The following is an 11,692-nucleotide window of genomic DNA, read 5'->3' as shown; positions in this document are numbered from 1 at the left end:
GGGGTGCCCCTGCCTCGGAAGGCCCCCGCGCCCCTGGAGTACCCCTACTTCGAAAGGCTTCCGTTGAGCACATTGATCACCGACATCGGCTGCCTGGTCACCAACGACCCCGCCCACGGGACCGGCCCGCTCGGACTGCTGGCCGACGCCGCCGTGGTGGTCGAGGCCGGCCGGATCGCCTGGGTCGGTCACGCCGCGTCCGCCCCGGCCGCCGACGAGCACTACGACGCCGACGACCGCACCCTGATCCCCGGTTTCGTCGACTCGCACGCCCACCTGGTCTTCGCAGGCGACCGCACCGCCGAGTTCAACGCCCGGATGTCCGGCCAGGCCTACACCGCGGGCGGCATCCGCACCACCGTCGCCGCCACCCGCGCCGCCACCGACGCGGAGCTCGACACCAACCTCACCCGCTTCATCGAGGAGGCGCTCCGCCAGGGCACCACCACCATCGAGTGCAAGTCCGGCTACGGCCTGACCGTCGCCGACGAGGCGCGTGCCCTCCGCATCGCCGCCTCGCACACCCCGGAGACCACCTACCTCGGCGCGCACGTGGTCGCCCCCGAGTACGCGGACGACCCGGCGGGCTACGTCGACCTGGTCACCGGGGAGATGCTCGACGCCTGTGCCCCGCACGCCCGGTGGGTGGACGTCTTCTGCGAGAACGGTGCCTTCGACGGCGATCAGGCGCGCGCGATCCTCAAGGCCGGCCAGGAGCGCGGCCTGATCCCGCGCGTCCACGCCAACCAGCTCTCGTACGGCCCCGGTGTGCAGCTCGCCGTCGAGCTGGGTGCGGCCTCGGCCGACCACTGCACCCACCTCACGGACGCCGACGTCGCCGCTCTCGCGAGCTCCGACACCGTCGCCACCCTGCTCCCCGGCGCGGAGTTCTCCACGCGCGCCGCGTACCCGGACGCACGCCGTCTGCTCGACGCGGGCGCCACCGTCGCGCTCTCCACGGACTGCAACCCGGGCTCGAGCTTCACCACGTCGATGGCCTTCTGCATCGCCGTCGCCGTCCGCGAGATGGGCATGACCCCGGACGAGGCCGTGCACGCCGCGACCGTCGGCGGTGCTCGCGCCCTGCGCCGTACGGATGTCGGCAGCATCACCGTCGGGGCCCGCGCCGACCTCCTGCTGCTGGACGCGCCCTCGCACGTCCACCTCGCCTACCGGCCGGGTGTACCGCTCACCGCCGCGGTCTGGCGTGCGGGCGTGCGCGAGGTCTGAGAGAACGCGAAAGGGGCCGCCGGGTTTCGGCGGCCCCTTCAGCGTCGGTATCAGTGCACGTCGCCCATGAGCCGGACGACCTTCTTGCGGTACATCGCCAGCGCGATGCCCGCGATGATCGCCATGACGCCCTGGAACGCGAAGTACCAGGTGCTGCCGGTGGCGTCGCCGAGGCCGAGCTGGATGATGGCCGCGACGCAGTCGCCCGCCGTGACGGCGAGGAACCAGACACCCATCATCTGGCTGGCGTACTTGGCCGGAGCCAGCTTGGTGGTGACGGAGAGGCCGACCGGGGAGAGGGTGAGCTCACCGACGGTCTGGACCAGGTAGACCATGGCCAGCCAGAGCGGCGTGACCTTGACGCCACCCGCGGAGGCGGCCATCGCCAGCATCATCACCAGGAAGGAGCCGCCGATCATCAGCAGGCCGAAGGCGAACTTCATGGTGGTGCTGGGGTTCTTCGCACGCCGCGACAGCGCGACCCACATCCAGGCGAAGACCGGGGCCAGCGCCATGATGTAGAGCGGGTTCAGCGACTGGAACCAGCTGGACGGGAAGTCGATCCCGAACAGCGTGGAGGCGGTGTTCTCGTCGGCGAAGACGCTCAGCGTGGAGCCGGACTGGTCGTAGATCATCCAGAACACGGCGGCCGCGACGAAGAACCAGATGTAGCCGCTCATCTTGGACTTCTCGTCCGAGCTGAGGTCCTTGTCCCGCTTCACCTTGGCGAAGACGAAGACCGGGATCGCGATGCCCGCGATCGACAGCGGCCAGATCGCCCAGTCGATGGTGAAGTGGCCGGTCAGGACGACGGTGCCGTAGAAGACGACGGCCGCGGCCAGCCAGAGGGCGGCCTTGCGGAAGATGACGCGCTTCTCGGCGGCCGAGATCGGCGAGGTCACCACGTCGCTCTTGGCGCTCAGGTGGCGGGTGCCCAGCAGGAACTGGGACAGGCCCAGCGCCATGCCGATGCCGGCGAGGGCGAAGCCGAGGTGCCAGTTGACGCTCTGGCCGACGGTGCCGATGACCAGCGGGGCGGCGAAGGCACCGAGGTTGATGCCCATGTAGAAGACCGTGAAGCCACCGTCGCGGCGCGGGTCGTTCGGGCCGTCGTAGAGGTGGCCGACCATCGTGGAGATGTTGGCCTTGAGCAGACCGGAACCGACGGCGATGAAGACCAGGCCGACGAAGAAGGACACCTCGGCCGGCACGGCCAGCAGGAAGTGGCCGATCATGATGATCACGCCGCCGAGCGCGACGGTCTTGCGGGCGCCGAGGAAGCGGTCCGCGATCCAGCCGCCGGGCAGCGCCAGCAGGTAGACCATCGCGGTGTACACGCTGTAGACGGCGGTCGCGACGGCGACCTTCATGCCGAGGCCGCCATCGGTGACGGCGGCGGTCATGTAGAGCACCAGCAGGGCACGCATGCCGTAGTAGCTGAAGCGCTCCCACATCTCGCTCATGAAGAGTGTGGCGAGTCCACGGGGGTGCCCGAGGAAGGTCTTGCCGCTGGGAGAGGCCGACTGTACGTCGGCTTCCAGGGTGGTAGACGCCATGAGTTAGTGGTTCCTTGCCTGACTTCGCCCGCCTAGGGGGTGGCAGCGGACGGGGACCAGGCCACTGTACGTGGCGCTTTTGGGTGACATGGCGGGACAAAGCCGCAGATATACGTATTGCCCAGGTAAAGGAACGGGCCGGACGGGCGCGCAAATCCATGGTAACCCTGAAATATTTCCTTCGAACCCAAGGTCGTCTGGCGGAATCTTCGGCGAACGCGCGATCGGGCCTGGCGCGATCGGCGGTGTGACAACCTTCGAGTAACGATCACTCTCTGTGAACTACTTCACAGCGCCCGCCGCCCGCCGCGCGGTGGCGAATCCGACCGGTGCACTGGCCTGATCGCCGGATGTTCGGCGGACTACCATCGCCCCATGACCTGTGTGCTGCTGGCCGAGGACGACCCGGCAATCTCCGAACCGCTGGCCCGTGCGCTGCGACGTGAGGGGTACGAGGTGCTCGTCCGGGAGGACGGCCCGGCCGCCCTCAGCGCGGGGCTCAACGAGGAGGTCGACCTGGTCGTCCTCGATCTGGGCCTGCCCGAGATGGACGGCCTGGAGGTCTGCCGCCGGCTTCGCGCCGACGGCAGGAGCTGCCCCGTCCTGGTACTCACCGCCCGCGCCGACGAGGTGGACACCGTGGTCGGCCTGGACGCCGGTGCGGACGACTACGTCACCAAGCCGTTCCGGCTGGCCGAGCTGCTGGCGCGGGTCCGGGCGCTGCTCCGGCGCGGCAACGTCGACCAGCTCACCACCGGCGCGCACGGCGTGAAGATCGACATCGAGTCGCACCGCGCCTGGCTCGGCGAGGAGGAGCTCACCCTCTCCGCGAAGGAGTTCGAGCTGCTCAGGGTCCTGGTGCGGGACGCCGGCCGGGTGGTCACCCGCGAGGAGATCATGCGGCAGGTCTGGGACACCACCTGGTGGACCTCGACCAAGACCCTCGACATGCACATCTCCTGGCTGCGCAAGAAGCTCGGCGACGACGCGGCCAACCCGCGCTTCATCGCCACCGTGCGCGGCGTGGGCTTCCGCTTCGAGAAGAACTGACCTTCGAGAAGAACCGACGGTCGAGACCGTGACTTCGTGACCGTGACCTCGTGACCGTGACCTCGTGACCGTGACCTCGTGACCGTGACTTCGAGACCTTGAGAAGAGCAGCAGCAGCGTGAAGCGCCGGATGATCAACTCGCTGCTGGGCGTGGTCCTGGTGGTGGTGGCGGTGTTCTGCGTACCGCTCGCCGTGATCGAGAAGCAGAGCATCGTCAACGCCGCCAACGACCGGGTCGACGCCGCCGCCGTCCGGGTGCTCGGGCTGGTGGAGAGCCGGCTGGCGGCGGGTGAGCCGGTCACGGGGGAGAAGTTCGCCGCCCAGGTGACGGAGGGCTCGTTCGTCACGGTCGACATCCCCGGTGAGCCGCTGATCGCGGCCGGCCGGCCGGTCACCGGAGCGGCGCTGACCGCCTCCGAGACCGGTGCGAGCGGGGAGACCGTCACTGTCGTCCAGTCACGGGCCGACGTGGACCACGAGATCGGCAACATGCTGCTGCTGCTCGGCGTAGTCGCTCTGCTGGCCGTGCAGGCGGCCGTGGCACTCGCCGTCTGGCAGGCCAAGCGCCTCGCCCGCCCGCTGATAGACCTCGCCGAGACGGCGGAGCGGCTCGGCTCCGGCGACCCGCGCCCACGGGACCGCCGCTACGGTGTGCCGGAACTCGACCGGGTCGCCGAGGTGCTGGACGCCAGCGCCGAGCGGATCGCCCGGATGCTCACGGCCGAGCGCCGGCTCGCGGCCGACGCCTCGCACCAGCTGCGCACCCCGCTGACCGCGCTCTCCATGCGGCTGGAGGAGATCACCGCCCTCGCCGAGGACCCCGAGACGGTCAAGGAGGAGGCGACCATCGCACTCCAGCAGGTCGAGCGGCTCACCGACGTCGTGCAGCGTCTGCTGACCAACCAGCGCGACCCGCACAGCCCGACTGCGGGCAGCTTCGACCTGGACGACGTGATCAAGCAGCAGGTGGAGGAGTGGGGCCCCTCGCTGCGCGAGACGGGGCGGAGCCTGCGGATCGAGGGCCTGCGCGGGGTCTCGGCGACGGGTACGCAGGGGACGGTCGCCCAGGTGCTCGCCACCCTGATCGAGAACTCGCTGATGCACGGCGCCGGCACCATCACCCTCCGGGTGCGGCCCTCGGGCAGCTCGGTGGTGGCCGAGGTCCAGGACGAGGGCGCCGGGGTGCCGCCCGAGCTGGGCAACCGCGTCTTCGAACGAGCCGTCAGCGGCCGCAACTCCACCGGTATCGGCCTGGCCGTCGCCCGCGACCTCGCCGAGGCGGACGGCGGGCGGCTGGAACTGCTGTCACTGCAGCCGCCGGTGTTCGCCCTCTTCCTGGGGCGGAGCCTCAGGAACGACTAGAGGGGTCTGGGGCGGAGCCTCAGGAACGACTAGAGGGGTCTGGGGCGGAGCCTCAGGAACGACTAGAGGGGTCTGGGGCGGAGCCTCAGGAATGACTAGAGGGGTTCCGGGCGGAGCCTCAGGAATGACTAGAGGGGTTCCGGGCGGAGCCTCAGGAACGACTAGCCGGTCCGTCTGATCCTGGGCAGACGCTCAGCCATGTACGGCCCAGGGGCGCGAGGAACTGCGCGACCAGCCCTCGACGGAGGTGCGGCGTTGCCGTCCGCGGAGCGGCGGACCAGCGGGACTACTTCACGTACTGGGGCTCCTCGGCCGCCAGCAGCAGCTCGGCCTCCGCGACGACCTTGGGCTCCGGCTTCGACTCCGGCTCCGGCGTCGGCTCCGCGAGCTCGGGCAGGGCCTTGAAGACCCAGGTGCGGTACGAGAAGAAGCGGAACACCGTGCCGGCCGCGAGACCCACCACGTTCTTGGCGACCAGCTGGCTGGTCGGCGAGGTGTAGTCGAGCACGTGCACGGAGAAGGCCAGGATGCCGTTCTCGATCAGCATGCCGATGCCGCTGAAGATCAGGAAGAGGGTGATCTCGCGCTTGCGCGAGGCCGCGTCCCGCTCCCGGTACAGCCAGTACCGGTAGCCGAGGTAGTTGGTCCCGATCGCGACGGCCGTGGCTATGAAGCCGGCCAGCGAGTGGATGAGACCGTCGCCCTTGAGGCAGACCCAGAACACGCCCGCGTTGACGGCGACACCCACCAGGCCGATGACGCCGAACTTGACGACTTCACCTGAGAGCCCGCGCAGCCGCTGGATCAGCGAGGGGCTGGTGTCGGCGCTCGTGGTCATACCCGGCTGTCTCCTGTGCTCGCGTACGCGGGAACTGCGGTGCTCGCGCAGGGTGCAGCGCGAAGGGGCCCCTTGTACACGCACATGATCCGATGTGCTTCCCGGGGTCCGGCCATCCAGGCTACTCGCTCCCGAACGGCCCACCGGTGCCGAGGGTCACACCGGAGCTCCCCCGCACGCGGCGGTGCACCGGCCCTCACCGGCCCGGATATCCTGGGCAGCGTGACTTTCGCGGGCAATGCAAATTTTCCAATGGTCGGCATGATCGGCGGCGGGCAGCTTGCCCGTATGACGCACGACGCGGGCATCCCGCTCGGCATCAGGTTCAAGCTCCTCGCCGACACCCCGCAGGACTCCGCCGCGCAGGTGGTCAACGAGGTCGTGCTCGGTGACTACCGCGACCTCGACACCCTGCGCCGCTTCGCGGCCGGCTGCGACGTCATCACCTTCGACCACGAGCACGTGCCCACCGAGCACCTGGGCACCCTGCTCGCCGAGGGCATCGCCGTCCGTCCGGGCCCGGAGTCCCTGGTGAACGCCCAGGACAAGGGCGTGATGCGGGCCAAGCTGGACTCCATCGACGTCCCCTGCCCGCGCCACCGGCTGGTTGCCGACCCGGCCGATGTCACCGCCTTCGCTCGCGAAGGTGACGGCTACCCCGTCGTCCTGAAGACCGTCCGGGGCGGTTACGACGGCAAGGGCGTCTGGGTCGTCGACAACGAGCAGGAGGCTCAGGCCCCCTTCCTGGCCGGGGTGCCCGTGCTGGCCGAGGAGAAGGTCGACTTCGTCCGCGAGCTCGCGGCCAACGTGGTCCGCTCGCCCAGCGGCCAGGCCGTCGCCTACCCGGTGGTCGAGAGCCTCCAGGAGAACGGCGTCTGCGCCGAGGTCACCGCGCCCGCGCCCGAGCTGGACCCGTCCCTGGCGGCCGAGGCACAGGCCCTCGCCCTGCGGATCGCCGGCGAGCTGGGCATCACCGGCCACCTGGCCGTCGAGCTGTTCCAGACCCGCGACGGCCGGATCCTGGTCAACGAGCTGGCCATGCGGCCGCACAACTCCGGCCACTGGTCCATCGACGGTGCCGTCACCTCGCAGTTCGAGAACCACCTCCGCGCCGTCCTCGACCTGCCGCTGGGCGACCCGCGCCCGCGCGCGAAGTGGACGGTCATGGTCAACGTCCTGGGCGGCGACTACCCGGACATGTACCACGCCTTCCTGCACTGCATGGCCCGCGACCCGGGCCTGCGGATCCACATGTACGGCAAGGACGTGAAGCCCGGCCGCAAGGTCGGACACGTCACCGTCTTCGGGGACGACCTCGACGACGTTCGCGAGCGCGCCCGCCACGCGGCCGCCTACCTGCGAGGGACCATCACCGAATGAGTACTTCTGCCACCCCGCTCGTCGGCATCGTCATGGGCTCGGACTCCGACTGGCCGGTGATGGAGGCCGCCGCGCAGGCCCTGGACGAGTTCGAGATCCCGTACGAGGTCGACGTCGTCTCCGCTCACCGCATGCCGCGCGAGATGGTCGCGTACGGCGAGCAGGCGCACGAGCGCGGGCTCAAGGCGATCATCGCGGGCGCCGGCGGTGCCGCGCACCTGCCGGGCATGCTCGCCTCCGTCACCCCGCTGCCGGTGATCGGCGTCCCGGTGCCGCTGCGGTACCTGGACGGCATGGACAGCCTGATGTCGATCGTTCAGATGCCGGCCGGCGTCCCCGTCGCCACCGTCTCCGTCGCGGGCGCCCGCAACGCCGGTCTCCTGGCCGTCCGGATGCTGGCCGCCTTCGACCCCGAACTCACCGAGCGCATGGTCGAGTTCCAGGTCGAGCTGAACAACCAGGCCACCGAGAAGGGCAAGAAGCTCCGCGCCAAGGTGGCGGGTTCCAACGCATTCGGCTTCGGGAAGTAAGCCGCAGGTTAGAACTGTGGCATGAGTTCTGAGCTGATCGACCGCGCCCGGGCCATCCTCCGCGACACCCCCGTGGTGGACGGCCACAACGACCTCCCATGGGCGATGCGCGCGCAGGTCGGCTACGACCTCGACGCCCTCGACCTGGCGGCCGACCAGAGCGCCCGGCTCCACACCGACCTCGCCCGGCTCCGTACGGGCGGGGTCGGCGCGCAGTTCTGGTCGGTCTACGTCCGCTCCGACCTCGCGGGCGACCGCGCCGTCAGCGCCACCCTGGAGCAGATCGACTTCGTCCGCGCGCTGACCGACCGCTACCCGGACCAGCTGCGGCTCGCGCTGGGCGCGGACGACATGGAGGCGGCGCGGACGGAGGGGCGGATCGCCTCGCTGATGGGCGCCGAGGGCGGCCACAGCATCGACTGCTCACTCGCCACCCTGCGGGCCCTGCACCAGCTCGGCGTGCGGTATCTGACGCTCACCCACAACGACAACCTGCCGTGGGCCGACTCCGCGACCGACAAGCCGGTGGCGGGCGGGCTGACCCGCTTCGGCGAGGAGGTCGTCCGGGAGATGAACCGGCTCGGCATGCTGGTCGACCTCTCCCACGTCTCCGCCGACACCATGCGGGACGCGCTTCGCGTCACCGAGGCGCCGGTGATCTTCTCGCACTCCTCGGCGCGCGCCGTCTGCGACCACCCCCGCAACATCCCGGACGACGTGCTGGCGCAGCTGCCCGCCAACGGCGGCGTGGCGATGGCCACCTTCGTACCGAAGTTCATCCTGCCCGCCGCGATCGAGTGGACCCTCGCCGCCGACGAGAACATGCGCGCGCACGGCTTCCACCACTTGGAGACCACCCCGGAGGCGATGGACCGCCAGCGGGCCTTCGAGGCCGCCCACCCGCGCCCGGCCGCCACCGCCGCGACCGTCGCGGACCACCTGGACCACATGCGCGAGGTGGCGGGCATCGACCACATAGGCATCGGCGGCGACTTCGACGGCACCGCGTTCGTCCCGTCCGACCTGGCGGACGTCTCCGGCTACCCCAACCTGATCGCCGAACTCCTCGGCCGTGGCTGGTCCGAGGCCGACCTCGGGAAGCTGACCTGGCACAACGCCGTCCGGGTGCTCCGCGACGCCGAGGGCGTGGCGCGCGAGCTGCAGCGCACCAGGAAGCCCTCGATCGCCACGATCGCCCAGCTGGACGGCTGATCGCACGAGGGGTCGAACCCCGCCCGGACGGAGCACCGCACCGGGCGGGGCGGTCGCGCCGCGCCGAGACTGAGCAGGAGAGAACACACCCTCGAACCTGCGGAGCCCGCCGTGACCGGACGCGCCGGCAAGTACCGGAACATCTTCCTGGTGTGGCTGATCTGGCCGCTGATCACCCTCGGGATCTACCACTTCGTCTGGTACTACAAGATCAACCGCGAGGCCAAGGAGTTCGACGCCCGGATCAAGTCCGACCCGCTGATCTCCCTGCTGGCGATCACCGTCGGCTGGCTGGTGATCGTGCCGCCGTACATCTCGGTCTTCAACACCGGGAAGCGCATCGCGCAGATGCAGCGCGGCGCCGGGATGCCGGGCAGCTGCAATCCCTGGATCGGGCTGCTCCTGAGCTTCGTCCTCGGCCTGCACGCGCTGTACTACCAGGCCGAGCTCAACTCGATCTGGGCGCACTACGGCGACCCCGCCGAGGGCGAGGAGGTCAAGCTCGCGCCGGTGGTGGCAGCCGCCGGCAACTGATCAGGACCTGTGGGTCGCCTGACCGGCCGCGCTCACAGCAGCGGCAGCTCGATCGCCGGGCAGCGGTCCATGACCATGTCGAGGCCGGCGGCGGTGGTGCGCTCGTAGGCCGCCTCGTCGACCACGTCGAGCTGGAACCAGACCGCCTTGGCTCCCGCCGCCACGGCCTGGTCGGCGACCTCGCCCGCCAGGTGGGAGTTGACGAACACGTCCACCACGTCCACCGGGAACGGGATGTCGGCGAGGGTCGGGTACCCCTGCTCGCCCAGCACCGTCTCCGCCTTCGGGTGCACCGGCACCACCCGCTTGCCCGCCCGCTGCAGCACCCGGGCCACCCCGTAGGCGGCCCGGCGGGTGTTGGTGGACAGGCCGACCACCGCCCAGGTGTCGCCCGTCTCCTTGAGGATCCGTCGGACCGTCGCGTCGTCTCCGTACGTCATGACAGCCACAACCGGGCCGGGGGCGGTGTCATTCCGCCGTGGCGCGGCCCATCGCCCGGTACGTCCAGCCGGCGGCCCGCCAGCGGTCGGCGTCCAGCACGTTCCGCCCGTCGAGCAGGCGGCGCTCGGCGACCACCGCGCCCACCTCGGCCGGGTCCAGCTCGCGGAACTCCTGCCACTCCGTCAGGTGCAGTACCACGTGGGCGCCCTCGACGGCCTCCAGCGGCGTGGTCGCGTACGCCAGGCCGGGGAACATCTTCCGGGCGTTGTCCATCGCCTTGGGGTCGTACACCGTGACCTGGGCGCCCTGGAGCTGGATCTGGGCGGCGACGTTGAGCGCGGGGGAGTCCCGGATGTCGTCCGAGTTGGGCTTGAAGGCGGCGCCGAGCACCGCGACCCGGCGGCCGAGGAAGCCGCCGCCGCACTGCTCACGGGCGAGCTCGACCATCCGGCTGCGGCGCCGCATGTTGATCGAGTCCACCTCGCGCAGGAAGGTCAGCGCCTGGTCGGCGCCGAGCTCCCCGGCGCGGGCCATGAAGGCACGGATGTCCTTGGGCAGGCAGCCGCCGCCGAAGCCGAGCCCGGCGTTGAGGAACTTGCCGCCGATCCGCTCGTCGTAGGAGAGCGCCTTGCTGAGCTGGCTGACGTCCGCGCCCGCGCTCTCGCAGACCTCGGCCATCGCGTTGATGAAGGAGATCTTGGTGGCCAGGAAGGAGTTGGCGGCCGCCTTGACCAGCTCGGCGGTGGGGAAGTCGGTGACCACGAACGGCACGCCCTCGGCGACCGGCGTGGCGTACACCTCGCGCAGCAGCTGCTCGGCCCGCTCGCTGCGGACGCCGACCACCAGCCGGTCGGGGTGCAGGGTGTCGCCGACGGCGTAGCCCTCGCGCAGGAACTCCGGGTTCCAGGCCAGCTCGGCGGCCTCCCCGACGGGGGCGAGCTCGGCCAGCCTGATCGCCAGGCGGTTCGCGCTGCCGACCGGGACGGTGGACTTGCCGACCACCAGGGTCGGGCGGGTCAGGTGGGGGGCGAGGGAGTCCACCGCGGCGTCGACGTACGACATGTCGGCCGCGAACTCGCCCTTCTTCTGCGGGGTGTTGACGCAGATGAAGTGCACGTCGCCGAACTCGGCGACCTCCTGGTAGGAGGAGGTGAAGCGCAGCCGGCCGGTCGAGCCCTCGTGCCCGGGGACGTGCTTGACCAGCAGCTCGGCCAGCCCGGGCTCGTACATCGGCACCTGGCCGGCGGCCAGCATGGCGATCTTCTCCGGGTCGATGTCCAGGCCGAGGACCTCGAAGCCGAGCTCCGCCATGCAGGCGGCGTGCGTCGCGCCGAGGTAACCGGTACCGATCACCGTGATGCGGAGGGCCACGCGCTTCTCCTTGGTCAGATTGCCGGGCGGTGCGGACTGCGGGTCGGCCGCAGGCACCGATGGTATCCGGCGGCGGGTGGGCTGCGAAGCCGCTCGCCCGAGGCGCCTCTTGGTAACGATGTAGTGCCTGCCTGATTGCGGACCGGTCGGAACTGCCGTCCCGATGCCGGTGGGCAGTGCGACGAAC

The 11,692-nt window shown here is 70.4% G+C and carries 11 protein-coding genes; 7 read left to right on the top strand and 4 right to left on the bottom strand.

The window, feature by feature from the left end; all coding sequences use genetic code 11:
* Positions 1–63 precede the first annotated feature (63 nt).
* Positions 64–1,230 (top strand): imidazolonepropionase, encoded by a 1,167-nt coding sequence (gene hutI, locus FB465_RS13175; protein ID WP_145790527.1) that lies wholly within the window; start codon positions 64–66, stop codon positions 1,228–1,230.
* 50 nt (positions 1,231–1,280) lie between these two features.
* Here hutI and FB465_RS13170 read toward each other — a convergent pair whose 3' ends face one another.
* Positions 1,281–2,786 carry a peptide MFS transporter gene (locus FB465_RS13170; protein ID WP_145790525.1) on the bottom strand — a complete coding sequence of 502 codons (1,506 nt, stop codon included), beginning with the start codon at positions 2,784–2,786 and terminating at the stop codon, positions 1,281–1,283.
* A gap of 375 nt (positions 2,787–3,161) precedes the next feature.
* On the opposite strand from FB465_RS13170, the gene FB465_RS13165 reads away from it, so the two are divergent.
* A complete protein-coding gene (locus FB465_RS13165; protein ID WP_145790523.1) occupies positions 3,162–3,836 on the top strand; it encodes a response regulator transcription factor in 675 nt (224 codons plus the stop codon).
* A 118-nt stretch (positions 3,837–3,954) separates the two neighbouring features.
* Complete coding sequence (locus FB465_RS13160; RefSeq protein WP_145790521.1) at positions 3,955–5,199, top strand: ATP-binding protein; 1,245 nt, start codon at positions 3,955–3,957, stop codon at positions 5,197–5,199.
* A gap of 286 nt (positions 5,200–5,485) precedes the next feature.
* Here FB465_RS13160 and FB465_RS13155 read toward each other — a convergent pair whose 3' ends face one another.
* Complete coding sequence (locus FB465_RS13155) at positions 5,486–6,037, bottom strand: GtrA family protein (protein ID WP_145790519.1); 552 nt, start codon at positions 6,035–6,037, stop codon at positions 5,486–5,488.
* A 252-nt stretch (positions 6,038–6,289) separates the two neighbouring features.
* Between FB465_RS13155 and FB465_RS13150 the strand changes: the two genes are divergently transcribed.
* From FB465_RS13150 to FB465_RS13135, 4 genes are all read left to right on the top strand, one after another.
* The gene (locus FB465_RS13150; protein ID WP_145790517.1) at positions 6,290–7,417 is read left to right on the top strand and encodes a 5-(carboxyamino)imidazole ribonucleotide synthase; all 1,128 of its coding nucleotides are present in this window, start codon (positions 6,290–6,292) and stop codon (positions 7,415–7,417) included.
* On the top strand, positions 7,414–7,947 hold the full coding sequence (gene purE / locus FB465_RS13145; protein WP_145790515.1) for a 5-(carboxyamino)imidazole ribonucleotide mutase: 534 nt from the start codon (positions 7,414–7,416) through the stop codon (positions 7,945–7,947). The genes FB465_RS13150 and purE overlap by 4 nt, the downstream gene beginning before the upstream one ends.
* A 21-nt stretch (positions 7,948–7,968) precedes the next feature.
* On the top strand, positions 7,969–9,159 hold the full coding sequence (locus FB465_RS13140) for a dipeptidase (protein WP_145790513.1): 1,191 nt from the start codon (positions 7,969–7,971) through the stop codon (positions 9,157–9,159).
* 111 nt (positions 9,160–9,270) lie between these two features.
* The gene (locus tag FB465_RS13135) at positions 9,271–9,693 is read left to right on the top strand and encodes a DUF4234 domain-containing protein (RefSeq protein ID WP_211785773.1); all 423 of its coding nucleotides are present in this window, start codon (positions 9,271–9,273) and stop codon (positions 9,691–9,693) included.
* Between the two features lie 32 nt (positions 9,694–9,725).
* Here FB465_RS13135 and FB465_RS13130 read toward each other — a convergent pair whose 3' ends face one another.
* Both FB465_RS13130 and FB465_RS13125 read right to left on the bottom strand, forming a co-directional pair.
* Complete coding sequence (locus tag FB465_RS13130; protein ID WP_145790509.1) at positions 9,726–10,133, bottom strand: CoA-binding protein; 408 nt, start codon at positions 10,131–10,133, stop codon at positions 9,726–9,728.
* 28 nt (positions 10,134–10,161) lie between these two features.
* Positions 10,162–11,505, bottom strand: coding sequence for a UDP-glucose dehydrogenase family protein (locus FB465_RS13125; RefSeq protein WP_145790507.1), 1,344 nt, complete (start codon positions 11,503–11,505; stop codon positions 10,162–10,164).
* Between the last annotated feature and the right edge of the window lie 187 nt (positions 11,506–11,692).

The organism is Kitasatospora atroaurantiaca (assembly GCF_007828955.1).
GTDB lineage: Bacteria > Actinomycetota > Actinomycetes > Streptomycetales > Streptomycetaceae > Kitasatospora > Kitasatospora atroaurantiaca.
The sequence above is the reverse complement of the archived record's forward strand: the minus strand, read 5'-3'. Positions and strand labels throughout refer to the sequence as shown.